Annotated in this window: 22 protein-coding genes and 4 pseudogenes; 12 read left to right on the top strand and 14 right to left on the bottom strand. The window is 68.9% G+C overall.

Going from position 1 to position 23,708, the window contains the following annotated elements; genetic code table 11:
* Positions 1 to 203 precede the first annotated feature (203 nt).
* Entirely contained in the window at positions 204 to 827 is a 624-nt protein-coding gene (locus ACE1OC_RS36885; RefSeq protein WP_407840658.1) for a hypothetical protein, read from the bottom strand.
* 284 nt (positions 828 to 1,111) lie between these two features.
* On the opposite strand from ACE1OC_RS36885, the gene ACE1OC_RS36880 reads away from it, so the two are divergent.
* On the top strand, positions 1,112 to 1,858 hold the full coding sequence (locus ACE1OC_RS36880; protein ID WP_407840657.1) for a ribosome hibernation promotion factor: 747 nt from the start codon (positions 1,112 to 1,114) through the stop codon (positions 1,856 to 1,858).
* Between the two features lie 259 nt (positions 1,859 to 2,117).
* Complete coding sequence (locus tag ACE1OC_RS36875) at positions 2,118 to 3,029, top strand: universal stress protein (protein WP_407840656.1); 912 nt, start codon at positions 2,118 to 2,120, stop codon at positions 3,027 to 3,029.
* Between the two features lie 162 nt (positions 3,030 to 3,191).
* On the opposite strand, the gene ACE1OC_RS36870 is transcribed toward ACE1OC_RS36875, so the two are convergent.
* The 3 genes from ACE1OC_RS36870 to ACE1OC_RS36860 form a co-directional block, all read right to left on the bottom strand.
* Positions 3,192 to 4,325, bottom strand: a complete 1,134-nt coding sequence (locus ACE1OC_RS36870) for an MFS transporter (RefSeq protein ID WP_407840655.1) — start codon at positions 4,323 to 4,325, stop codon at positions 3,192 to 3,194.
* A 427-nt stretch (positions 4,326 to 4,752) separates the two neighbouring features.
* Positions 4,753 to 5,022, bottom strand: coding sequence for a hypothetical protein (locus tag ACE1OC_RS36865; protein WP_407840654.1), 270 nt, complete (start codon positions 5,020 to 5,022; stop codon positions 4,753 to 4,755).
* Positions 5,019 to 5,927 (bottom strand): universal stress protein, encoded by a 909-nt coding sequence (locus ACE1OC_RS36860; RefSeq protein ID WP_407840653.1) that lies wholly within the window; start codon positions 5,925 to 5,927, stop codon positions 5,019 to 5,021. Before ACE1OC_RS36860 ends, ACE1OC_RS36865 begins: the two co-directional genes overlap by 4 nt.
* A 223-nt stretch (positions 5,928 to 6,150) precedes the next feature.
* Here ACE1OC_RS36860 and ACE1OC_RS36855 point away from each other — a divergent pair.
* Positions 6,151 to 6,345, top strand: a pseudogene (locus tag ACE1OC_RS36855) (Na+/H+ antiporter); the annotation flags it as partial.
* 658 nt (positions 6,346 to 7,003) lie between these two features.
* Here the strand turns inward: ACE1OC_RS36855 and ACE1OC_RS36850 are convergent.
* On the bottom strand, positions 7,004 to 7,234 hold the full coding sequence (locus ACE1OC_RS36850) for a hypothetical protein (protein WP_407840652.1): 231 nt from the start codon (positions 7,232 to 7,234) through the stop codon (positions 7,004 to 7,006).
* Positions 7,235 to 8,071: 837 nt separating this feature from the next.
* Here ACE1OC_RS36850 and ACE1OC_RS36845 point away from each other — a divergent pair.
* Positions 8,072 to 8,647, top strand: coding sequence for a Gfo/Idh/MocA family protein (locus ACE1OC_RS36845; RefSeq protein ID WP_407840651.1), 576 nt, complete (start codon positions 8,072 to 8,074; stop codon positions 8,645 to 8,647).
* A 1,197-nt stretch (positions 8,648 to 9,844) separates the two neighbouring features.
* Complete coding sequence (locus ACE1OC_RS36840) at positions 9,845 to 10,861, top strand: hypothetical protein (RefSeq protein ID WP_407840650.1); 1,017 nt, start codon at positions 9,845 to 9,847, stop codon at positions 10,859 to 10,861.
* Positions 10,862 to 11,398: 537 nt separating this feature from the next.
* Here ACE1OC_RS36840 and ACE1OC_RS36835 read toward each other — a convergent pair.
* Entirely contained in the window at positions 11,399 to 12,853 is a 1,455-nt protein-coding gene (locus ACE1OC_RS36835) for an alpha/beta hydrolase domain-containing protein (protein WP_407840649.1), read from the bottom strand.
* Positions 12,854 to 13,509: 656 nt separating this feature from the next.
* On the opposite strand from ACE1OC_RS36835, the gene ACE1OC_RS36830 reads away from it, so the two are divergent.
* Positions 13,510 to 13,758, top strand: a complete 249-nt coding sequence (locus tag ACE1OC_RS36830; RefSeq protein WP_407840648.1) for a hypothetical protein — start codon at positions 13,510 to 13,512, stop codon at positions 13,756 to 13,758.
* Positions 13,759 to 13,795: 37 nt separating this feature from the next.
* Here the strand turns inward: ACE1OC_RS36830 and ACE1OC_RS36825 are convergent, their stop codons facing one another.
* A complete protein-coding gene (locus ACE1OC_RS36825; RefSeq protein WP_407840647.1) occupies positions 13,796 to 14,662 on the bottom strand; it encodes a helix-turn-helix domain-containing protein in 867 nt (288 codons plus the stop codon).
* A 392-nt stretch (positions 14,663 to 15,054) separates the two neighbouring features.
* On the opposite strand from ACE1OC_RS36825, the pseudogene ACE1OC_RS36820 reads away from it, so the two are divergent.
* Together ACE1OC_RS36820 and ACE1OC_RS36815 are read left to right on the top strand one after the other, a co-directional pair.
* A pseudogene (locus ACE1OC_RS36820) lies at positions 15,055 to 15,749 on the top strand (IS5 family transposase); the annotation flags it as partial.
* Positions 15,750 to 15,930: 181 nt separating this feature from the next.
* Positions 15,931 to 16,317, top strand: a pseudogene (locus ACE1OC_RS36815) (transposase); the annotation flags it as partial.
* Positions 16,318 to 16,434: 117 nt separating this feature from the next.
* Here the strand turns inward: ACE1OC_RS36815 and ACE1OC_RS36810 are convergent.
* Together ACE1OC_RS36810 and ACE1OC_RS36805 are read right to left on the bottom strand one after the other, a co-directional pair.
* Positions 16,435 to 16,686: a hypothetical protein gene (locus tag ACE1OC_RS36810; protein WP_407840646.1), complete on the bottom strand. Its 252-nt coding sequence runs from the start codon at positions 16,684 to 16,686 to the stop codon at positions 16,435 to 16,437.
* Between the two features lie 175 nt (positions 16,687 to 16,861).
* Positions 16,862 to 17,005, bottom strand: a complete 144-nt coding sequence (locus tag ACE1OC_RS36805; protein ID WP_407840645.1) for a hypothetical protein — start codon at positions 17,003 to 17,005, stop codon at positions 16,862 to 16,864.
* A 180-nt stretch (positions 17,006 to 17,185) separates the two neighbouring features.
* Between ACE1OC_RS36805 and ACE1OC_RS36800 the strand changes: the two genes are divergently transcribed.
* The gene (locus ACE1OC_RS36800) at positions 17,186 to 17,482 is read left to right on the top strand and encodes a hypothetical protein (RefSeq protein WP_407840644.1); all 297 of its coding nucleotides are present in this window, start codon (positions 17,186 to 17,188) and stop codon (positions 17,480 to 17,482) included.
* A 509-nt stretch (positions 17,483 to 17,991) separates the two neighbouring features.
* Here ACE1OC_RS36800 and ACE1OC_RS36795 read toward each other — a convergent pair.
* The gene (locus ACE1OC_RS36795; protein ID WP_407840643.1) at positions 17,992 to 19,182 is read right to left on the bottom strand and encodes a putative peptide maturation dehydrogenase; all 1,191 of its coding nucleotides are present in this window, start codon (positions 19,180 to 19,182) and stop codon (positions 17,992 to 17,994) included.
* 172 nt (positions 19,183 to 19,354) lie between these two features.
* Between ACE1OC_RS36795 and ACE1OC_RS36790 the strand changes: the two genes are divergently transcribed.
* Together ACE1OC_RS36790 and ACE1OC_RS36785 are read left to right on the top strand one after the other, a co-directional pair.
* Positions 19,355 to 19,618, top strand: coding sequence for an NHLP-related RiPP peptide (locus tag ACE1OC_RS36790; protein WP_407841796.1), 264 nt, complete (start codon positions 19,355 to 19,357; stop codon positions 19,616 to 19,618).
* A gap of 43 nt (positions 19,619 to 19,661) precedes the next feature.
* Positions 19,662 to 20,000 (top strand): NHLP-related RiPP peptide, encoded by a 339-nt coding sequence (locus ACE1OC_RS36785; protein WP_407840642.1) that lies wholly within the window; start codon positions 19,662 to 19,664, stop codon positions 19,998 to 20,000.
* A 421-nt stretch (positions 20,001 to 20,421) separates the two neighbouring features.
* On the opposite strand, the gene ACE1OC_RS36780 is transcribed toward ACE1OC_RS36785, so the two are convergent.
* The 4 genes and pseudogenes from ACE1OC_RS36780 to ACE1OC_RS36765 form a co-directional block, all read right to left on the bottom strand.
* Positions 20,422 to 20,973 (bottom strand): hypothetical protein, encoded by a 552-nt coding sequence (locus ACE1OC_RS36780; protein WP_407840641.1) that lies wholly within the window; start codon positions 20,971 to 20,973, stop codon positions 20,422 to 20,424.
* A gap of 130 nt (positions 20,974 to 21,103) precedes the next feature.
* Positions 21,104 to 21,680: pseudogene (locus ACE1OC_RS36775) on the bottom strand (transposase family protein); the annotation flags it as partial.
* Between the two features lie 353 nt (positions 21,681 to 22,033).
* Positions 22,034 to 22,372, bottom strand: a complete 339-nt coding sequence (locus ACE1OC_RS36770; RefSeq protein ID WP_407840640.1) for a hypothetical protein — start codon at positions 22,370 to 22,372, stop codon at positions 22,034 to 22,036.
* 399 nt (positions 22,373 to 22,771) lie between these two features.
* Positions 22,772 to 23,338, bottom strand: a complete 567-nt coding sequence (locus tag ACE1OC_RS36765; protein WP_407840639.1) for a hypothetical protein — start codon at positions 23,336 to 23,338, stop codon at positions 22,772 to 22,774.
* A gap of 167 nt (positions 23,339 to 23,505) precedes the next feature.
* Here ACE1OC_RS36765 and ACE1OC_RS36760 point away from each other — a divergent pair, with 167 nt between their 5' ends.
* Positions 23,506 to 23,697, top strand: coding sequence for a hypothetical protein (locus ACE1OC_RS36760; RefSeq protein ID WP_407840638.1), 192 nt, complete (start codon positions 23,506 to 23,508; stop codon positions 23,695 to 23,697).
* Positions 23,698 to 23,708: the final 11 nt, after the last annotated feature.

The raw sequence follows: 23,708 nt of genomic DNA, 5'->3' as shown, positions 1-23,708 counted from the left end.
CGGCGCCGCTGAACTCACCTTCGCCGCTTGACGCCTTGACATACAGGGGCCAACAGTCCCTCCCCCAGGGCCGGTCCTCCCTTCCCGACGCCCGCTCGGTCGGCGGCCGCCTCGCCGGACGAGGGGTCCTGTCGCGGTTCCAGCCAGTGGCCTTGCGGGCGGTGCAGGTGCTGGGCAGCTTCGGCCCCGGACCGACGCTTCCGCTACAGGAGCCACCGGTTGCGGCGGACTACGGGCAGGCTCCGCCAAGCGGTGCCCAGCCCCCAGAAGCGCCCGGCTCCGATCACCGCCAGCATCACCAGGACAGCCGCGTACAGGACGTGATAGTCCACCAGAGGGTTCGTCGACATGCTGAGGCTGCCGTCCGAAAGGTGCCGGGCCGGAGGCCACTCGGCAGCCCACATGAGCGCCATCATCGCGGTACCCGCGACAGCAGCGGCCCTCAGGGCGACACCGCTCGCCAGAGCGATGCCGATGCCGAGCAGCCCCAGCATGAAAGCCCAGTCGGCCCAGGCCGCCCCGGCCCAGGCGTGGAAGGTGCCCTCCAACGGCCCGGCGGCGACATGGCTCAAGAAGCCCTTGGTGGGAGAACCGCCGTCGATCCACCCCTTGCCCGCCGGAGTCGCGTACCCCCAGCCGAACGCCTTGTCACCGAAGGCCCAGAGGAACGTGAACGAGGTCAGCAGGCGGGTCGTAGCCGCGATGCGCGCTACGGCCACGGGTGCGGCGAGCTCATCAAGCGTGCTGTCGGACGTTGTTGTGGCCCAGGCGGCCTTTCGCCACCCTGAGAGGGACATCCCGGGCTGACGGTGCTGGTGCAGAGCCATGACGTAGAACCCTTTCCTCACAGCAGGCCGTGCGCCTGCCCATCGCCAATGTCCCCGCTCGGAGAGCGGCGTGCCCCGGGGGCGAACGGCCCGCACCAAGTAGCCAAACGTCCTGCACAGCAACGGAGTTCAGCACGGCCGCGCACCGAAGGAGACCTTGGATCCGGCTGCCAGGTCCTGTCGGTTTCGCGCCCGGGTACGGACGGCCCCCAAGCCGGGCCGGTTGGCACTGGCCGGAGGAGGTTGACCGAAGCGAGGCTGATGCCGACGGAGGAGGAATTCACATGAGCCATCTCAAGTCCCGTCCACGGGTTGGCGTCCTGGTGAACAAGCGAGGGCCAGTGCCCGAGGGCGCGTCCGAGTACGTCCAAGCGAAGATGCTGGCAGCGATCGCACACGTGGGGCCGCCGATCCTTGCCGTCCGCGCCAAGCTCACGCAGGCGGCCAACCCATCGGCGAGCCGTCCCGCCATCGCCCAGGCCGTGGTGAACGTGAACGGCCGCCCGGTGCGTGCCCACTGTGCTGCGGACACCATGTTCGAGGCGGTCGATCTCCTGCAGGAGCGACTGGCCGCGCGCCTCGCCAGTCCCCGGCAGCACGGCGGACGGGAGCACCGTCCCGACCACCACCAGCCGCCGCCGATTGACGAACCCCAGATCGTGCGCCAGAAGTCATTCGGCCTGGGACGACAGACTCCCGAAGACGCCGTCATCGACATGGAGTCCATGGACTACGACTTCTGGCTGTTCACCGACATGACATCGGGAGCCGATTGCGTCGTCTACCGCCAGGGGCAGACCGGCGGGTACCGCGTGGCCTCTGCCGGCGGAGACAGTCAGCAGTACGAGGCCGGTCCCCTGTTGAGCGTGAGTTCGGCCGCCGCCCCTGAGTGCGGCGTCGACGCGGCCGTCGACCGCATGCGTATCGCGGGGCTCGCCTTCGTGTTCTTCGTCGACTCGGCCACGAAACGAGGATGCGTCCTCTACCAGAGGCACGACGGCCACTACGGCCTGATCTCCCCTGCACCGTAGAACACGGGCCCCGATGCCGTGGCCGCCATCCCGCACAAGTGACTGCCCCGGTTCGCGCAAGTGCCGTTGCCCGCGTTACCTCTTGGGAGCGCCGGCGACTTCGCGTGAGGGGCTCCGGCAGGCCGGGCGACAGAGGGCCGTTCGGCCCGGCCAACGGGCCACCTGGACCATCCCCCCATACGGCCCGACGCGGAAGGGTGGGACACACACCGCCGACGGCGGTCGTCGCCCTGCCCTTCACGCTTCTGGAGGAGACACCATGTCACGTACGGTCATCGCGGGCCTCGACGGGTCCCCCGCATCCCTGGCAGCCGCCGAGTGGGCCGCCCGCGAGGCCCGGCGTCGCCGGCTCCCGCTCAAGCTGCTGCACGCGGTGGAGGAGTGGATCCCGTCGTACGGCTACGCGTCGCAGACCGCAGCCACGCCGTCCCCTCAGTACTGGGGCGAGCGCATTCCGCGGGAGGTGGCGCAGGAGTTGGCCGGGCGGCACCCCGATCTGGAGATCACCACGGAGCAAGTGGACGGCCGGCCCCTGACCGTCCTGGCCGCTGCCGCGCAGGAGGCCGAACTCTTGGTACTGGGCTCGCGCGGGCTGGCGGCGATGGCGGGTTTCCTCGTCGGATCCGTGTCCCAGGCCGTACTCGCCCACGCCGAGCGCCCCGTTGTGGTCGTGCGGCCCGGCGCCTGGACGGACACCGCCTATCTGCCGATACCCGTCGGCAACGGGCCACAGGAAGGCGCCTACCGGCCGGTTGTGCTCGGGCTGGACCTCTCCCGCCCGTGCGATAACCTCCTCGACTACGCCTTCGACGCAGCGTCCTCGCGGCGAGCCCCGCTGCGTGTGATCCACAGTTGGAACACGCCGCCCGCCTTCTCCTTCGACCCGGCGCTGTTCGCCCCCGAGGTGCGGGACGGCATGGCGGCCGGCACGGCAACCGCGCTCGGCGACGCACTGCGGCCTTGGCGCGGCAAGTACCCCCAGGTTCGCGTCGAAGAGGAATGCTCCGTGGGGCAGGCCGCCGGACATCTCATCGAGGCTTCGGCGGACGCCTCGCTGGTCGTCGTCGGCCGACGGATCCGCCGCTCGGCCATCGGCACCCACCTCGGCCCGGTCGCCCACGCCGTGCTCCACCACTCCACGGCCCCGGTCGCGGTCGTACCGCACCCCTGAGTCCCGGGAAACAGGCAGCATCCGCAGTGATGCGGGTGGCACGGGGTCTGCCAGGTTCAGCTGCGCCCGTTCCCCGATCCCGATGCCGCCGAGGGCGGGAACGTCGAGGACGGCTGAGGGCCCAGGTCCCGGCCGACGTGCCGGCCGGGACCTGGGGGTGGCTCAGTCGGCCTGGTTGTCGGCCTGCTTGGGCAGGCAGAACATCAGGGCCCACATCAGGGCGAGGAGGCCGCCGACCCACCACAGCACGGCGACGAAAGCGTTGCGGTTGACCGCGCCGTCGGGAGAGCCGCCGGTGACGGCGAAGAACACCACGGAGGTGAGCGCGGTGCCCAGCGCGATGCCCAGGTGAATGGCGGTGTTGAACAAGCCCGAGGCCGAGCCTGCGTCCTCGGGCGGGACCCTGGCCAGCGACAGATCGGCGAGCGGGCCGGAGACCATGCCCAGGCCGAAGCCGATCAGCACCACCGGAGGGGTCATCGCCAGCAGGGTCAGGTCGGCCTGGTGGCTGCCGATCTGGAGCCCGTAGGTGACCATCGCAGCGGTCGCGATGAGGGCTCCGGCCTGCGGCAGACGGCGGGCGAAACGTCCGGCGGTCTTCGCCGCGACGGTCGCGCCGCCCAGTTCTCCCACGGAGAGCAGCACGAAGGCCACGGCCGCCTCCAGCGGGCTCAGTCCCAGTCCGCGCTGCAGGTACAGCGTCCAGGTCATGAAGAACAGGCCGCACAGCAGGCCGTGCGTCAGGTCCGCGGCCATGCCCCCGGAGAACTGCCTGACCCGGAAGAGGGACAGGGTCACCATCGGGGCGTTGCCCTGCCTGCGCCGCTGGTGGCGCAGGCAGACACCGAGGACCAGGACTCCGACGGCGAGCATGACGAAGCACCACGGCGGCCTCCCCTGGGCGTGGCCCTCGGTGAGCGGGAAGAGGATCAGGACGATGGCCAGGCCGGACAGCAGCGAGGCGGCGGTGAACACGACGGTGCCGATGAGCAGGATCCTGCGGCGGCCGTAGATGTCACCTAGCCGTCCGCCGGTGATCAGTCCGACGGCGATGGGCAGGGAATAGGCGGTGGTCAGCCACTGCACCGCGACCGGTCCGGCACCGGTCGACTCCTGGATGGCCGGCAGCGCGGTCAGGACGACCGACTGGTCGAGCATGTTCATCAGCTCGGCGGTCAGCAGCACCCGGAGGGCGATCCAGGCCCCCATGGTCATCTTCGAGGGTCCAGGTGATGGGTGGGTCAGGGTCTGGGTGGTGATGTGCTCTGGCTCGTTGCCGAGCGCGGAGGAAGACAAGACGGGAACTCCTGATCCAAAGGAATCGGGGAGCCTTGCCGACAGCCGCACCGGGGCCGGAAAACACGGAACCCGGGGCAGACGGCAGAGCTGCACCCGGGAAGGAAAACTGCGGGGAGGGGTGACGCAACTCAGGCCAGCGCGACGTCCGCCCCCGGACACGTGCGACAACACAGCACGCGGGGAACACGGACGACTACACGGCCTGGTTGATAAGACGTCACCCCAAGATCGACACAGAAGGAACAGGAAGTCCGGTCACTGCCACCGAAATCTCGGCGCAGGAACTCGAACACGCTCCAGCACCCCCACACCACTCCGCACAGCAGAATGGACCCGCCCCTTGCTCGGTCGCAACGCTCAGCGGCCAGGCGGATGCAGCCCGGCCAGGCGATGCAGCCCGGCCGGGCTCCACGCATACGGCCTGCTACTGGAGGCAGTCCTCGCCGTCTTCGGCTCGGCGCGCGCCTTCCTCACCCCACCCATCCGCATTCCGGGGACGCTGGCCCCGGCAGCTGCTGTCGGCGCCCGGCCTCCCGTCAGCACGGTGCGGATCCGCCTGAGGGGCTGCGGGCAGGACGAGCCGAAGCCCGAGCCCGCGCTTCTCGGCCTCGGCGGCTGCCCGCGCCAAGACCACGTACCAGTTCTCCGAAGGGTCGATGCGTACGAGGATCTCACCGACTTCGCTCGTCGTCATGACGCCTCACTCCTGCTTTCGTCGCCGTGGCGGGGGATGAGTTCGACGGGGCAGTGCGCATGGTGCACGAGGCTGTGCGTCACGCGCCCCAGGGTTCGGCCGATGTATCCGGGCTTCCGGCGCCCGCCGATGACCAGCAGATCCGCGTGACGGGACGCCTCCACCAGCACCCCGGCCGCGGACACGCTCTCCTCGGAGTCGGCCCGTACGGTCAGAGAGGGGAATTCGTTCCGGATCTGCTCCGCGACGAACGCCAGACTCGACTGCTCGTGATGGCCGACGCCCTCGTTCAGGCCCTTGAGTTCTCTCACCGCCGAGCCGACGGACTGCACGATGCTCCGGACATGCAGCAGTCGCAGTGTGGCCTTGCGCAGCTCGGCCGCCCGCGCCGCATGGCGCACGCAATCGAGGTCGCGCTCGTCACGGACGCCGGCCAGCACGACGTCGTGCCCGGCCTCCTCCTCGCTCCCCCGGACGACGACCACTGGCGTGCGGGCCTCCGCCGCGATCTTGAGCCCGACCGAGCCCAGGGTCAATGCGCTGAATCCGCCCGGACCCCGATGGCCAACGACGAGGGTGCCGCTGCTGCTTGCGGCCCGGCGCAGGCTCATGGCAGGTCCGCTGCGGCTGAGCTCCGTCGTGACGGAGAGCGCGGGATGCCGGGCCTGCGCAGCCTGCGCGGTACCTTCGAGCAGTTCACGACCTTCGGTACTGACCCGTTCCAGGTCCTCGTCCGAGAGATCGAGGACGCGGCCGTCGATGTCGGACCCGAACACGATGTGCAGGGGGCACCTGCGCCGGGCGGCCTCGTCCGAGGCCCAGAGCGCCGCCCATCGGGCCGGCTCGGACCCGTCGACACCGACGATGACCGATCCGAGTACCGGACCGCCACGGTTGCTTTCCATGGTTCCTCCACGCTGACTGCTCCTTGGGGACGGCTCCACGCTGTCACCGCGGTGCCCGACAGGAGAGGGTCCCTCAGGACCTCATCTGGGCCGAAGGTCCCGGCCGATGAGTCGCTGACGACAGTCCCTGCTGCTCAATCACCGACTGAACCGATCATCATGCGCTGGCGCTGCCCATCCGGTCTCGGCGACATCTCCGCACCGGATGAAGGCCCAGTCCCACATGGACTTGCGCAGCGTCGGTACGGTCTTGTTTCTTGTCGTCCTCGCCACTCACGTGGCGACCGGTGCTCGGCGCTGGCGCATACCCGCACCCTCGTTGCCGGTCGTCGCCGGCCTCGTAGCCCTGCCGCCCCTGCTGTACGCCAGCGCCGAGGAGATGTCCTGGCGCGAGCTGCGCGCGGTGTGGAAGCCGGTGTCCCCCAGCTCCAGTACGGACTGCCCAGCCGCATCATCCTCGAACGGGCCAAGGGGATCCTCGCGGAGCGCTGACAGTGCTCCGTGGACGACGCGTTCGTCGCCCTGCGCTCCTACGCACGCGCCCACAACCTTCGACTCGCCCAGCTAGCGGTCGAGAACGCCGACGCCACCTTCGACACCACTCTCATCCCCGCCTGGAGATGGGCCGCCCAGGTAATGCCACCCGCAGGGCCGACAGGGCGCGGGCGGCGCAGAACGAGGCCCTCCCGCTGAGCCGACCTCACCTTGTCGCAGCCGGCGGAGCGGTCGTTCTTCCCCTCCTTGAGCCCTGGTCCTACTCTCCCAGTGGGAAGTGGTCCCGGCGCGGTGCAGCCCGCGCGAGGTGCCGCCCTTCCCGGGCTCCCAGTCCCCGAGCCGGAACGGATTACCCAGGCCGGGCCGGAGCCCTCTCGCAAAACGCCGACGCGCAGAGCTCCGACCTCCGTCCTGCGCGCGTTCGAGACGGAGTGCCGGTCACCGGCCCCGTAGACGCGGAGGACGCCTGCGGGGACACGACAGCGGCGCTATCGCGTCCCCCTGCGCACGGCCACCGCCTTGGGGGGCGGCGGCCGTGCGGCCAGGCACTCCCCGGCCGGGCCGCGTGGCCTCACATCACTTCACCTCACAGGGTGCGTAGCTTGGAGGTGAAGACCTGGCCAGCGACGTGGTCCCCGAGGATTGCCGTCGGTAGCGTCCCACGGGTAGTGGGCCCCGAGCCAGATGCGGCTGTCGGCATCCTCCTTGGCCGCGGCGCCGAAGCTGGTGAAGTGGCGCTGCTTGAACGGTGCGTTGAGTCCGTCGGCGGTGAGGTCGAAGGCGATGGTGCCGCTGCCGAAGTAGCGCTTCATGATTCCCGCCCAGGCGCCACCGAAGGAGGCGTGACCGGAGACGTAGACGGAAAAGCGCGGGCTGACGTTGACACCGGCGTTGTTCTTCAGGAGGGGCTTCCACTGCGGGTCCAGGCCGCCCTCGCGAATCGCGGAGACCGGGCCGCACCAAGATCCGGACCATATCCGGACCAGGCGCCGCCAGAGGACGGCACCAACTGCCGTTTCCCCTGGTCAGCATGGGTGTAGCTGCTGACTCTATCGTGAAGCAAGCGGCCTGGAACGGGGGCGCCAGCCACCAGTGGACGATCGAAGCCGCAGGGGACGGCCTCTTCACGATGGCCAACCGCACTACGGGCCTGCGTGGCGCCTCGACGGAAACGGCAAGGCCGCCTCCGGATCGGTCCTCATTCAGCGGAAGCATGAGGAAACCGCGGACCGGATCTGGGCTTTCACGGCGCTCTGAGCGCGAAGCGCAAGCCCAGGCAAAAAGGCGCGTCCGTCGGCGGGAACTGCTCATGACTCATGAGCGTTGCGCCGGTCCGTCCGACGCCGACGAGTGGGGGTCATCGGGACACCGCCCTTTGACCAGCGGACACGCTCCTGAGGTGGCGGTGTTCTCGGAGGGCCACCCGCGATATGCGATCCCTGCCCGCAGCGCCGCCTTCGTTTGGTGCGTCACGATGCTACTTTCCGCGTCGCTGCTTCACGTTGCGGCGTCGCGCAGCGAGCTGTTCGGATGACGCCACTTCTCCGGCTCAGAGCGGGAAACGCGCCGTCCCTGCGGAATTCCAGCAAAACGCGCGGCGTCCTCAGATCTTGCGTGCAACGCATTCCTACGAGATCGACAGGACCGTTATGTCCCACACTCATCAGCCCACCGCCGGCTCGAACGAGAGCGCACCCCTCCTGCTGCCCGCGCCGCGGACGCCTTCCCCCAAAGAAGCGCCAGCCCTGAACCGGGGAGTGGTAGCCCCGGGAGGGATAGCGGGCCATTTCGTCGAGGCGCTGCAAGCCTACAACCGGCAGCGTGTGGTGGCGGTCGGATCGCGCGACGCCGAGCGGGCCCGCACCTTCGCGGACCGGTACGGCATCCCGGCGGCCTACGGCAACTACGAGGAGCTTCTCGCCGACGACGACGTGGACATCGTCTACATCGCGTCGCCGCATTCCGGTCATCACGATCAGGCCCTGCAGGCGATCGAGGCCGGCCGCCACGTGCTGCGGCAGCGTACGGCGAGTTGTTCCCCGTCCCTGATCACCGTCGCCGCGACTGGTCGTGGCTGTCGCTTTGAGACTTTCGTGAGACTCCGGGGGGCGTTCCCGGTCGTAACGTCGTTGGCGTCCGACTCTGACGTGCATCAGACGTCAACCCGTCTGGATGTACAGGGTATTGAGGGGGAATTATGGTTCGATCGATTCGTAATGGCCTGATCAGCAGTGCGGTGGGGCTGGGCGCGTTGCTGTTGGCGGCGGTCCCGGCCTCGGCGGCGCCCGCGTCGGCCGATACTTCGTCGGGGAAGGTTGTACTGGCCGCCGACCAGAACGCTGCGCAGGCGGCTCAGGCGGGCGGCTGCCGGTACGGCGGGTGGATCCGGTACTCCGACGGGACTGTGGTGCACGTCTACATATGTGACTGACGCATCTGCGATCGAAAGACTGCCCCGGGAGATCTCCTGCTCTCCCGGGGCAGTCTTTTGCCAGGGGCACTCAACCGAGATAATCGTCCGCTCGGACCTCGGCCAGTAGCTCAGTGGGCGCGGTATAGGTGACCAGGGGCTGGGGATCGCAACATGAGAAGAGCATCATCCGAGGCCGCGTTACCCAACGCCGCGCAAGCGGCTGTTCGAGACCAAGTACTTGAGCTTCTCGCGATGGCGGACCAGGCCACCGTCATCGACGTCGTCGGACCCCTCGGGTCCGGGAAGACCACCCTCCTGGCCCGACTCGCTGACGGGCGGCCCGTCGTCAGCGCCCGACGGGTTGACCTGAGGGCCGCCCTGCGTCAGACCTCCGACACCGCGCGACCTGTCGTGTACATCGACGACGCCGACACGCCGGGGTTCAGAGGGATCCTGCGGCACGAACTGCGCCGGGCCGGGGCAGAGGCGCACGTCGTCCTGGCGAGCAGGAACCCGTTACCCGACACGTCCACCGTGCTCGTTCCGAGATGGACGGACCTGGAGATCCGCGACTTGGCGGTCGCACTCGGCGTCACGGCCGGGCTTGACCTGGTGGTCGCGCTGGCCGGCGGATTGCCCCTGGTCGCGGGCGGGCTGAGCCGGGCGCTGCTCGCGCCCACACCGCCGGATGTGCCGGGAGCCGTCGCCGACCGGGCGCTGCGCGAGATCCTGGGCGACGTCCCGGTCGACCGCCACTTGTCCGACGTACTGGATGCGCTGGCCGCCGTGGGGCGGGGAGACGAAGAACTGCTGACCGAACTGGTCGCGCCTCCGGAGGGACCGGACTGGTTTGCAGCGCTCTGCGACGGTGCGCTGATCACAGTGACCGAGTGCGGTCCGGCGGTAGCCGAGCCGTTCCGGACTCTCCTGGACCTCCGGTACCGCTGGCGACCGGCCGATCGCCCACCATGCCACGATCTCACTGGCTGCCTCCCGCAACCTCCGCTTGTTGGGCGCGACCGCCGACGACACCCGCCGGCGGGCGCTGGCGGAGCATTCGCTGTTCCTGACCGACGACCCGGTCGTCCGGCGCACCCTGTTTCCGCCCCTTCCGAACGCGCCGTCCGTCCGGCAGGCCCGGCCCGACGACCACGAACGGATAGCCGCGCTGGCCCATCAATGGGCACGCCGCGGTGGCCACAGCGTTACCCGCACCAACCTGCTGCTCGATGGCTGGCTCCGGAACACCCCTGACGGATTCCGCGTGGTGTGTGACCCGGACGACCGGCCGGTCGGCATGAGCTACACACCGTTGCTCACCGACCGGTCCGTGGCCGTGATCGAGCCGATGACCCGCCAGCACACCAACTGGCTAGCCGGCGGGTCCGGCGGAGCGTTCATCGGGATGGCGGCATGCGAGGACGGACACCCTGACGCGCACGCCGCGCTGCTGCGCCGGATCCTGCTCGACGGCATCGGGCAGCGGCGGCTGGTGGTGGCCACTCCGTCACCGGAGTATCAACAACTGATGCCCAGGCTCGGCTTCGGCTTCGTCGGCGCGGCACATCACGAGCCGTCCGACGGCGGACAGTCCGCGGAGATCCACGAACTGGCGTCCACCAGCTCGGACGGCCTGGCCGCGTGGCTCGGCCGCATCGCCGCCACCGGCCTGGCCGGGTCTGTCGCGCAGGATCTGCGATGGTGCGTGGGGGAGGTCCGCAAGGCTCTGGACTGCCTCCACGACCTCACCCGCCTGGCCCGGAGCCCCCTGCTGGGCTGGGCCGCGAACCCGACCGCGCAGGAGCTGCACAGAACGCTGCTTGACGCGATCGGCAGCCTGATCACCTCCGACCACCCGCCAACCACTCAGGCGGGCCGGATCCTGGACTCCTATCACGTGCGCCGTCGGTCTGACCACGTGGGCGTGGCGCACCGCCTGCACCTGAGCCGCGCAACATACTTTCGCCGCCTGGACCACGGCCTCACCAGGCTTGCCGAGCAGCCGAGGCCAGCGCCGGGCCTGTAGCCACTCGACGGGTACGCCTGCGGGCGGATGACCGCGATGACTGCCAGTTCGACGGCGACCCACGGCGATTCGGCGACCTGCTTGACCCCGCCTCGCCCTACGCGGAACACGCCTGACTTCCCCGGGCGTGCCTGAAACGGCACAACCACGAGCAGAGCGCGCACGCTGGGCACGGCACGCCCGGACCGAGCTCGCCCACTGGAGATCCTTTACGGGACAACCCATTAGGTGCGGAGAGCACCGGTCTGTCGCAGATGCCTGAAGTGTTGGCGGGCCCTCCAAGCCGGTGAAGTTCCCGGACCCCGCACCGTGGCCCGGGCGCTGACGACGGGATGGCGACGACACAGCACCCTGTCGCCGACCGGGGGCCGTGTCCTACCGGCCCTCCAAGCAGTTGGCGGCGCGCCCTTCCCCGGCACGGAAACGGCAGCCGCCCCCGTACGGTCCTGGCGGACAGACGGGGGCGGCGGTAGAGCGCCGGTGGGCGGACGGGCGGACACCGTATGCATCACCGGCCGGGTGGAACGCGGCCGGGGCTCACTGGGCCGCGGCCGCGCAGGGCTGGATCGCGACGAATTCGGTGTAGTGGTCGCGGTAGGTCTCGGTGAACGTCAGCGGCGGGCACAGCTGTGCCCGCCGGCGCATGTCGGCGGCGTCCTCCGGCAGGATGTAGCGAGCCTTCTGGTACTCGCGGACTTCGACGGCGAAGGCCTTGGCGTAGGCCTCGTGGGAGCTGAAGCCGAGCTGCTGCACGGTGCGCACGTTGTCGTAGCTGCCGACGAAGCCGGAGACGAAGCGCGCCTCGCCGAGTTCGACGAACGGCAGCCGGGGCACCGGGCGGCCGGTGCGGTCCTCGGTGATCGCGTTGCCGATGGGGTCGCGGACGATGATGCCGTCCTGGGTGCGCAGCTGCGTGCTCGTCGGCGGCTGCGAACCCTTACGGACCCAGTCGTGCCCCTGGAGGAAATGCGCGCGCAGCGCGGGTACGAAGGAAGCCGGTGTCGTCTGCCTCACCGGGAACGGCACGTCCAGCGGCGCCTCCAGCGGATCCGGGACGTGCGGACTGCCCGCGACGACGTAGAAGCGGTAGCGGTTCAGGGCGACGCCTCGGTCGGTCAGGTTCGTGGAGTCGTCAGCTTCCGAGTTCACGATGACGATCTTGCCGTCGAAACGGCCGGCCACCAGGTCGGCCTGCGGGTCGAAGCCCTCCGTGGTGATCGGCACGGCCAGGTCGAACACGCCCGCGGCGGCACCGGCATGGACCAGGCGGAGGATCGGGTACGAGCTGTCGGAAAAGCCCGTGACGTACTTCCGGGACACTTTTCCGACCATCGAGCGGCCGCCGGAGGAGAGAGCCTTGGCGAAGTCGGTGATGATCTCGTCGTCGACCCTCGCTCCATCCTCCTCGATTCCTCCCTCGATGAACGTGCCCGGGACGGACGGGTCGAGGATGCGGTTACCGAGCGTGCTCCAGCCGACGCCGGCGTGTACGAATCCGCGGCGGAACAGGAAATCCCTGCCGAGGTAGACGTTGAGCGCGCCGAGGCCCACCCCGAAGTGCGGCGGCTCCACGAGCACGGTGCCGTTGGAGCGGTGCGGTTCGGCCGGAGCGCTGATCCGGTAGGGCACCCGGAACCGGCCAGTGGACGTCCGACCTTCGAACACACCGTCGTACTGGACGTAGCGGATGCCGCCGAACGACCCGAGAGGCGTGGTCGTCGGACGGCCGAGCCGGTCTTCGGTCCCGCCCTGCGGGGGGTTCCCGGCGTCGTGGAGCGCCTCGGACGACGTGGGGTGACGGGGGACGGCCTGGGCGCCTGCTGCCGGCAGGGCCGGCATGAGTGCCGCCAGCAGCAGTGCCCACAGCCCGAGCCGCGTCCTGCGGAAGCGCCCCGGCTGCGGGAGGGGGTGGGAATGACCGGGCGAAAGGTCGGGTCGTGACCTTCGTTGAAGGGCGACCGGGCCGTTGCATCGGAACCACTGCCAGAACATCGGGTGCTCCTCCTTGTACGCCGGGAAGCACTCATCCGGTGGTCCGGCGCTGGAGCCAGCCGACCACTCCCGGTCCGGTCCGGCCTAACGGCCTCGCTCAACGGAGCAAGCGCCTCCCCCGTCTGGGCGTCCCAGCAGACGCGGCCGCCCGCCCACCTGATGGCCTTCCTCGCTCCGGTCACGGCCGAGGAACGCGACGAGGGTGCCGCCCGGGCCCGTCGGCCGGCAAGGAGTTCACCGGGCCCGCCGAGGATGACGAGCTCCGCCACCTGCCGAATCGCCTACTCGCGAGTTGCTTGGAACCTGGTTCGTCGCTCGTTAACGGCACCCCCCTTCGGCCGCTGCCTCTCCCCGGCCGACCGCGGTGCCCACCTCCAACTACCTCGTGTGCCCCCACTGCACAGCAGGACCGGCCGACGGCCAGGCCCGCACCATCGCCGCGACCGGGGATCACCTCACGGTGACGTGGCACCGCCTGTCCTGCCCGCACTACGCGGCCGACCGCGTTCCGGCGGGAGAAGGGACTGAAGCCGGGCCCTGCCCGCCGGGCCACGCCGGGGCCGCGGGGTGCGGGCGGGCGGCCTGCCCCCCGCGGGCTCATGTCCGGGCCTCGCGGCGGTCGTGACCTGTGAGCAGTGCGATCCGTTGGGGATGACATGACGGCAGTGCCAGGCGCCCGAGCGGGTGCCTGGCCGGGCGAGGCCGCCGGACCGGCTGGTCAGGGTTGGGCCACGGCCGGTCCGGCAGGCATCGATCCGTCCGTACGCGAGACGGTCGAGCAGATCGTGCGGGCGGTCCGCGACGGCGACGACGCGGCGATCCGCACCCTGCTTGCCGATCTGGCCGCCGTCGCGGACACCGCCGCCCTGCTGTATCTGCGCGAGCGGCTGTACGCGACGCGGTGACCTGCGGCTGGCGCGGCGATCACGGCCGGCCGGGCAGCTATGTGGCGGCCGCGAGCTCCTCGGCGGCACGGGTGATGAAGTGGCGGGTGCTGTCCGGGTTCAGGGCCTGGGCCTGAAGGTGGTCGTGCATGGCGCTGTAGTGCTGCACGTCGGATCGTTTCTCCAGGTACAGGTCACTGGTGAACCGCTCCAGATAGACCGTCCCCGCCCCAGCGGCGTCCGCCGTGAAGTGGAGGATCGAGAACTGTCCCGAGACGCCCGGGTGGGCTCCTACGTCATGCGGGAGCACCTGCACGGTGATGTGCGGCTGCGCGCCGAGGTGGTTCAGGTAGGCAAGCTGTTCGCGCATGATCTCTGGGGTGCCGACCACGCGGCGCAGTGCTGATTCGTCCAGGACGACCCATAAGCGGAACGGGCGGGCCGGGTGGTGGGCCCGGTGCTGGCGGCGCAGCCGGACCTCAAGGCGCGTGGCGATCTGTTCAGCCGTGGCCAGAGGGATCGTTTCCTCGATGACGGCCCGGGCGTAGGCGGGCGTTTGCAGCAGGCCGGGGATCACCAGGGGCTCGTAGGAGCGGATGGAGGCGGCTTCCGTCTCCAGGCCGATGTAGACGGCGTACGGGACTTCGCCGAAGGCGACCCACCAGCCCTGCCGGTCCGATTCCCTGGCCTGCCGCATCAACGCGTCGACGACCTGCGGGTCGGTGACCCCGTACAGGCCGCACAGGTCCCGCACATCACGGGGCTTGATGGCGCGGCGGCCGTTCTCCAAGAGGCTGATCTTGGGCTGGGAGATCAACAGCTGCTCGGCCACCTGCGTACTCGTCAGGCCACAGGCCTGGCGGAGCCAGCGCAGCTCCCCGCCCAGCCGGCGTCTTCTGACGGTGGGGTTTCCGTTCACCGCCACGGGCGGTCTACCTCCGGCTCGGGACCATCTACCAACCGCGGGAATGCCCGCGGCCGGGCCCGGGCGAACCTATTCGCCGTGAGGTAATGATCAACGGGCCCTGCTGGAGAGTGTCACGTTGCGCGGACGGGCCTGCGTGCAGAGCCAGGGCAGGGTTCACCCAGACGCCACGCCCTTCCACCTATCTGCCCGAAAAGCTCGTGTCCTCAAGGAGTCCGAAGTGCTCTGGGAACGCTTCCACGAACTCGCGCCGCGCCGGGTCTGCCTCGGCTTCAGCCATCGTCCCGAGCAGGTTGAGCAACTCGCCCCGTGTCGGCACGCCTGCCCCCACGAACTTCCACGGAGCAGCACTAGCCGGCGGGGTTGGCCACGCCGCTTTCGTTGACGATGAAGCCGACGGCACATGGGAGAGACTGCTCCAGCACGTTCAGGCTGTCGCCGACGAGGCAGGGGATATCGACTGGGACATCAACGTCGACTCGACCTCCGTCCGCGCCCATCACCATGCTGCAGGATCCCCGAAAGCGCCGCCGAACCACTCAAAGGGGGCCGGCCAAAGATCAGTTCATGTGCACGCGCACATGCACCTGAAGTCGCCGACGAAGGCCTTGGCCGCTCCCGGGGCGGGCTGACGACGAAGATTCACTTGGCGGCCGACGGCAAGTGCCGCCCGCTGTCATTGGTCATCACTCCAGGCCAGCGGGCAGACTGCACTCAATTCGAGGCAGTCATGGACAAGGTTCGCGTACCCCGCGTCGGGAGCGGACGTCCCCGATGCGCCCCGGACAGCGTCAGCGCGGACCAGGCATACAGCAACGGCATCATCCGCGCCTACCTGCGTCGGCGCGGTCTTCGGCATGTGATCCCGGAGAAGAGCGACAGCCAATCGGCGCGTCGACGCAGAGGGTCGCGTGGTGGGCGGCCGCCAGGTTTCGACACAGCCCGGTACAAGAAGCGCAACACCGTGGAGCAGGCCGTGAACAAGCTGAAACAGTTCAGAGCCGTGGCCACACGCTATGACAAGAGAGGCTACGTCTACCTCGGGGGCGTTACTGCGGCGTCCCTCTTGATCTGGATGCGAACCTGAAGTTGTCGCCTGGGTGGGCTCGCAGATGGAGGTTCAGACCGACTATGCAATTTCGAGCAGCACCGTGTCTGTTGCAGGGTCGACCACCGCAGCAACCGTGTTCGTGAAGAAGAAGTCGATCGCCCCACCGTCAACGTCCGGGCTGATGTTGGTCGTCACATGAACGTACTCATCCCCCAAGACCTGGCGCAAGGGATCGAAAGCGGCGATGAGCTCGCACTTCGTACTCCTGCGGGTCCGCCTCGCGGGCCGCCGGCCCAAACCCGCCGCTGACGGGACGATCCCCCTGACCTGGCTGATCGCACAGTGGCCCGAGGGCGAGGCAGAGCCGGTGAGGTACTGGATCTCCAACCTGCCCGCCGACATCCCGGCGAAGGATCTGGTCCGTCTCGCGAAGACCCGCTGGCGGATCGAGCACGATTACCGCGAGCAGAAAACCGCCCTGGGCCTGGACCACTTCGAAGGCCGCTCGTTCACCGGCTGGCACCGCCACGTCACCCTCGTCACCGCCGCCCACCTCTTCCTCACCGAACAGCGGAGGACCCCAAAAGTCCCTGCCAGGGCCTGACGCTCTACCAGGCCCTGGACCTCATCCAACACCTCATCGCCACCTGGACCGGCACCTGCCCCACCTGCCGACAACCCACCCCAAGACAGGCTTACGACAGCACGTAACAAAGCCCTACTAGGCGTCAGCACGGGCGGCAGGCTCTCCGAGCTGTTCGGCGACAGCCGGGAACTTGGGGTGCATCTGACGGTCCCCGACCGTGACGAGCGCCGACAACAGAGGCTCACCCTTCTGGCGGTCCTCGTCGACCAGCCACAAGATCACGCACTGGTCGGCGCGGTGCATCCCCGGCGTCCCCGGCAGGCGCTTGCCGATCAGCGCCCAGGTGGTGGCGCCGGCACGGGCGGTCTGGTCCAGGAGGGGCCGCATTTCGCTCGCGATTACCCGAGCCTCATCGCCCCTGGATCACAGCAGCCACCCACTCGCCGATCGGCGCCCGCCCTCCCACGGTTTCTCCCGCCCTCGTCACGACAAGGAGCGCGGTACCCGGCCACTCAGGCCGGGTACCGCGCTCAGCTTGCCGGGTTCCTGTCCAGGTGACGGCTTAGGCGCCGACCAGGTCCGCCTTGTTCATCGCAACCACGGTGCCCGAGGAGGCGGCCGGACCGGATGCGAGCTGAGCGGCGGCGCCGATCAGAAGGGCGGCGCCGAGGGCGAATAGAGCGAGGGAGGTACGGAGCTTGCGCATCGGTGCACTTCCTTGGATGGGGCCGGTCGGACGGGACGAACTGCGTCGTTCCGACAGTAGGGCGACTCCGTCGGCGGACGCTACCTCTCCGCTCGGGAACCCCGGCAGGGGCGACCCGTACCCGCCGACCGGCAAGATCGCGGATGAGGCCGCCTACCGCCCGTCTCTTCGACCGGGCTGATGACGGACAGCGAGCTGATCGTTGACCTGCGCGCCTGGCTGCTTGAGACACTCAACGACTCCTGGGACGCGGTGAGCGAGCCGGGCGGGCCGCCGGTGTGGTTCGGCAGGAACCTGGACGCGTGGTCGGACACGATCGAGATCCGGGGCGTCTCTGAGGTGATCGACGGCCGCGACATCCTGATCGTGTACGGCGGCCAACGGGGTCTCTTCGGCGGGCACCGGCAGGAGGCCGACGTCCTGGCCGGCGTCTTTGGCGGAGAGCAGAACCGGCTCGTCGTCCATGGGGTGGCCTGACCAACCCTTCGAACGCCTCCGCTCCAGGTCCAGGTCCAGATGAGGATGGCAGCGAGGGGGAGGGCGCGTCGAACTCTCGCGCCGCTGGTCGCCGTTGCCGCTCGTAGGCGATGCTGACGACGGCGCTGTCCTTGTCGGCACCGTGCGCACCATGCTTGACAGCGGGCGCTTGGCCGCCTCCTCGTCCTGCTCCGCCTCGACGCTCTCCCAGCTCTCGGCGTAACGCAACACGTTGGACAGCGTCTCGTGGTCGGCGGCGCCGCGCGGGCCCTCGAAGGAGGAACGCAGGACCGTCGAAAGTGCTGCCCGCACGCAGCGGGCGACGGTGGCCTCGTCATCCTCGGGCATCCACGAGTAGTAGGGCACTCTCCCGAGTTCGTCCCAGCGCCTCCGTGAACGCCTCGAACTCCGAGCCGGGGCCGCGGGCCGGCCTCGCGGTCGAGCGCGTCGGCGAATTCGGCGAGCAGCGCGAGGTCCGCTTCGGCTCCCTCAAGGGTGGGCAGGTGGACTCAGCTGTCTTCGGCTGTGTCCGCCGTTCGCAGCCAGACCTCCTGGGCTGGATCGAATTCGCTGGCGGTCATCTTGTGTGCGCGCCAGCCGAACCCGCAGATAGCCAGCGGGCCTTCGGCCAGCGGGTCCAGGCCGAAGCCGTGCTCGATGTCGATCTCGTTGATCGCCGAGGTCACGAAGGCGCCGAGGCCGAGTTCGGTCGCACTCAGGTACAAGGTCTGGGACAGGTGCCCGCTGTCGAGCACCAGGGCGCGGTAGGCCTTGGCATGCTGACGGTACTTCCAGAAGCTGCGCGCATAACGCGGCGCCAGGACCGCCAGCACGGGTGCGTTGGAGAACCAGTGCTGACCGGCCAGGGCACGGCGCGCGAACTGCTCCAGTGGTTCGTCCGGGGCGGGCAAGCGCTCCAGAGCGTGATCGACCGCGTGGTAGTGATACAGCCCGGGCGCGATACCGTCGACGTTCTGCACGATCAGGTAGGCCTCCGTCGGATGCAGACCACCTCCGGAAGGCGTGTGCTTCTTCAGGAACACGGTCTCGTCGTCGACTCGCACCTGCGACTGTGCGGCGAACACGCGTTGCAGCATGTGCGCGCACGAGGCCAGCGGCAACGCCCGCTCGCCGTCGAAGTTGCGGCAGGTCGCACGCCGCGCCAGCATCGCATCGAACTCGTTGCCCTCGACGCGCGGCAACGGCACCCGGTCCGAGGTGTCCCTGCGCTCAAGCGCGTGCGTGGGCGGCGGGCCGAGCTTGCGCCGCAGATCTGCGGCGGTGGTCATCTCGTTGGCTTCCATGCTGCTGACGCTGTCCAGGCCCTCCCATCGCGCGAGCCGGTGGAACATCGCTGCGGGCGGCCACCAATGACCGGCGCGTAGTACGTCGTCGCGTTCGCGATGAGCGGTATGACGTTCGTCGTCGGCGATCACCAGGCCGCTATCGATCAGCTCGGCCACCAGGGCTGATTCTTCGGCGTCCAGTGAGTCGGTCTCATGCCATTCGCCGGGGCTCAGCCGGCCGAGCAACTCGCGGTGCGGCGCGTCGACCTCGACCTCCGCGTCGAGATGCGCGGCCAAGGCGAGCCAGCGCCGGGTGCGACTCAGACCGGCACCGCCGGTCAGCAGCGATTCCAAGTCGAATTCCACATCTTCGCGTGGCTCCAGAAACAGCACGGCACAACGGCGAACACGCATCGGGATCCGTTCGGCAGACGGCGGATCCAGAGTGCGGGACCCGGTATCGGCGGCGCCACGGAAAGGCTCCCGTGCCACACGATGGTCAGCTATGGTTTTTTACCATGCAGACTCAGGCACTGGGGAACGAGAAGCTGCACCTTCCAGCTGACGTCGTCGATCGGCGCTTGATCTGCTGAGCACAAACGATCGCTTCCGCCCGCTGTTCACGCACAACCGCCACGCGGCCTTGGTCCAGGCCGGTTGCAAGCTGTCCGATGAGCAGCAGCGCGCGACCCGGCCGTTCAGCTGTTTGTCCGTGGACAAGCTGGCGAGCAGGAGCGACATCGCCGCCGCACGCGAAGCACTCAAAGCGCACCTGACGTCAAGTGCCAGCCACACCAACCCGCATGCCCTCGAAGGCGGGGCGATGCACGCGGTACTGCGCCAGAACTGACGCGCCGCACTTACTTGTCTGGGGGAACACCATGTCATCAACCGTGCATGACACCAAGCTGCGGATCCCGCCGAAGGTCGTCGATCGGCTGCTCGACCTTCTCGCCACCGACGACGCCTTCCGCGAGCTGTTCCAGCACAACCGCCATGCCGCCCTGGTTCAGGCCGGTTACGAGCTGTCTGAAGAGCAGCTGCGCGCGGGCTCGCCGTTCAGCTGCCTGATCGTGTGGGGGCTGGCCAGCAAGGCGACCATCGCCGACGCCCGCGACCAGCTGCGCGCCCACCTGTTGGCTGACGGGACGCACACCGTCGTATTCCTCCTGGACGCCAACTCGATCCACACGGTGCTGCGCACCAGCCAACCGGATCGACACCTCGCCTGAACGTATCGCTGAGAAGCCGTTCCGTCGATCACGAGGGTGTTCTGATCGAGTGAGAAGCCTGGCCGGGCGATCTCGGCCGACGGGTCGCATGAAGGCAGGGCCTCCTGAGTAGCTCGAGGTTGCTGAAGCCAGGAGCGTTCCAGGAGGCCCTGAGGTCACGGTCACGAGTTCGGGAACACGGTCGGCCACCCCGACCGGGAACGGGTCTCCCCGTCGGACGTGTGCGACGGGGAGTGACAGGTGGCGCGCGAGTTGTTGCCGGCGCCGCCCTGGCCGGAGAGCCAGGGCGGTCGGCCGGAGAGCTACTGCCACCGGCAGATGCTCGGCCAATGCCACGAAGTTAAGAGGGCGGTATGAGAGCTGATATCCGATTCTTCGTTTCGTCCTGAGGGTGCGGGCAGGTCGTGGCGACGTCGGTGGGCTATGGGCGCGGCTGGGTGAACAAGCCCGGCTCGGTCTCGGCCAGGATTCCGCGGCCGGTCAGCCGCTTGAGTTTCAGGCGGACGTTGTTGATGTTGTTGGACGCGGTCGTCAGATCCATCGCCTCGCAGATCTGCCGCGCCCGCAGCGGATGGTCGGCCTCGGCGAACACCGCCATGATCTGCTGGTAGGCCGGATGGTCCGCCAACTTCGGTGTCGGCGGCGCGGGCGGTTGCGGGTCGGGCAGCCCCAACAGGGTCTTGCGGGTGATACGTACCTCCTCGGCGGCCCGGCCGAGTTCGCCGAGCTGCGCGGTCAGCCGCGTGATCTGCTCCCGCACCGTCTCGGCCTGCTCGCTGAGCTCTCGTTCCCGCTCCTCCAGCCGGACCAGCACCGCGCCGAGCGTCCGTTCCCCGCCACTCACGCGGTGCGCCAGGCCGGTGAGGTCGCGCCGGTCAACCGGCGCAGTATCCCGCAGGAGGCGCCAAGCCTGAAACTCCGCTGCAGCACCACCCGCATCACCGGCATCGTCCAGGCCATCCTCGCGCTTCACCTTGCGCCAGCCTGGGGTTGGAAGAGGCATCCTTGATGCTGCACCGCAGGCTGGTACGCGACTACGAGCATCTGCACCGCAGTTCGGAGTCGCGGGTGTACTGGGCGATGACTGCGGTGGTTGCGGTGCTTGCCGCGGAAGGGCACCCGTACGGTGCCGCCGGCGCCCTGGTAGCCCTTGTCAGCCCAGCAGGCCAGGTCGACCTTGGCCAGGGCGTCGATGATCCCGTGGGTGCGGGCGGCCTTGATGTCGTGGATAGCGCCGGGCAGCGCGGCCGAGGCGCACAGCAGGCGGCCGAACGGATCGGTGAGGGCTTGGACGTTCATGCCGTGCTTCTTGTGCTTGCCGCTGTAGAAGGGCCGGTCGGCGGCGATCCGGTCGATCGGCAGCAAGGTGCCGTCGAGGATGACGTACGCCTTCCTCGCCGCGGCGCGGACCGCCTCGGCCAGGGTGGGGGCGAGCGCAGCCAGCAGCTCGACGGCCTCGACCACATACCGGTAGGCGGTGGTGGTGCCGACTCCGAACCCGGCCGCGAGTTGGGCGTAGGTGTGCCCGCACCGCAGATGGGCGAGGGCGAGCAGCGCCTGGCGTCCAGCGGTCAGGCGCCGCCATCGGGTCCCGCGCTCGTGGCGCCGAGCGCGCAGCTGCTCGGACAGCAGGCGCAGGGTCGATGTGGACACGTCAATACCGGACGGGTAGACAAGCACATGAAGCCCCTGGTGGAGATGGTTCTCTTGGTCGAAAACTCATCTACCAGGGGCTTCACCCGCCTGTCAGCCCAACTGCCCAGCCCACCCAGCAGGTTGGAAAAGGCTCATTGGGTGCCGTTGGAGGCAAAGGCGTCATGTTCGGATTTCGTCGGCAGGAAGCGCCTGGATCTGCCGAGCGCTCGTGTCGCCGTCACAGTCGACCGACGGCTACTCTCAGGCTCTATGCAGGGCAGCCGATCACCTGATGCACGCAGGCCAGCTGGAGGAGCCCTCCAGCGGTACAAGCGCGCAGGCGAGGAGAGACCGGCGCATGGTCGTGCGGCGCCTATGCATTGATGTGGGACGGGCAGCTAGAAGACGGACTTCGGTGGTACCAGCAAGCTGATGAACGCGGCGACGCGGGCGCTACCCGCAGCGCAGCGGAACAACTTGCCTTTCACGGAGAACTGGACCGTGCACTGGAATGGTTCGAGTTGGCTGCCGGCCGAGGCGATAGCCAAGCTCTGCACGCCGCGGCGGACCACTTGGTCGCCGGAGGAAGGCTGAACGAGGCACTGCACTGGTATGAGCTCGCGGCCGAGAAGGGCGAACGCGATGCTCTGACCGTAGCTGGCGCACAACTCGCAGCTCTGGGCGAACTGGACACGGCGCTCGAGTGGTTGGAGCGGGCCTTCAAGCAGGGCGATCACAGCGCCCCGTGGACAGCTGCCGACTATCTGACCGCTGCGGGGCGTCAGGCCGGCCGAAGCCAAGGCAATGTACGAACGTGTCACCGACCACGGCCACTTCAGCGCACTGCTAGTGACGGCAGAACGGCTGGCATCAGAGGGCCAACTCGAGGAAGCGCTGGACTGGTACCAGAAAGCTTCCGCCGCTGGTGTGCCCTTCGCCCGTGAGGACGCGGCCTTCGCTCTGCGCCATGCAGGGCTGAAGGACACAGCACAGCAGCTCCAACAGTACGGATGGGACGAGGACGGATCGATATCCGCGCCGTGGGGGTTGGGTGAGGCAATCCGGTCACTCGACTCCGCGCCAGACGAAGACGATGCAGACAGGTCACACGAAGGCCCCTCCAAGAGCGGCTAACACTATGACTGGAGTTGCCTTCGACTCTGCGTTCCCAGCGGATCCGCTCGCTCGCGCGGCGGCGTGCACCAGCGGATCTGGTGGCCCTTCGTCATCGCGCGATGCGGGGGGGGGCGGTCCGTGGGGGCAAGCACCGGCATCCATACCGAGTCGACCACCCTTGCCTCGGCCCGCTCCAGGAGTTCACCGCTGACGGGGCGGCGGGCCAGCTCGAAGATCAGGTCGATCTCCTCACCTCCGGAACGGCCCTTCACCAGCCAGTCCTCAGGGGCGCGCCGCATCGCGATCCCTCCGGCCTCCAGCGCCTCGATCGCCGCGTCGGCCTCCTCGGGACGCACGCAGAAATCGGTGTCGTGCTGGAAGTTCGCCGGCAGCCCGTGGGCGAAGGCAGCCACGCTGCCGGCCAGGGCGAACGGCAGACCCGATGCCTTGAGGAGCGCGGCCACCCGTTTGGTGGTCTGCAGGATCGCCTGGGTGTGGTCCTGCGGCAGGCTCCCGTCCGGGGTGACCCTTCCGAGCACCTCCCGCGGGGCTCCGAGGTCCAGGGGCAGAACCGCGTCGGTATCCACAAACCGCTCCTTCGCCGAAAGGGGACCACTGGTCCGCACGCCAGGCGTCTGACCCGTTTGCTCCCGCCAAAACGCCTGATGCCCTCCCCCTCGATCGGCCCGCCCCGGGGGTGGGTGGCACGTAGAGCCCGGGGGTGTGCAGCACGCAGAGGGGGTAGACCCTCAACATGAACGGGATCAATCGCTGGAAACCAGGTGAAATCGTTCCACAGAGCGGCATATACGCCTGTGACTGCGGCAAGGAGCACCTCTGGAGCAAGAGCACCGACATGCGCGGGCACCGGTTCCCGCCCCTGCCGTACGACTGTTCCGGCCAGGCCTGGACCCTGCGCACGCAGGCCCACCCCGACACCGGCTGAAGGCCGCCGTG

Origin of the sequence: Streptomyces stoeckheimensis (assembly GCF_045822005.1) — a bacterium.
GTDB lineage: Bacteria > Actinomycetota > Actinomycetes > Streptomycetales > Streptomycetaceae > Streptomyces > Streptomyces stoeckheimensis.
This window is presented reverse-complemented; position numbering and strand designations above follow the sequence as displayed.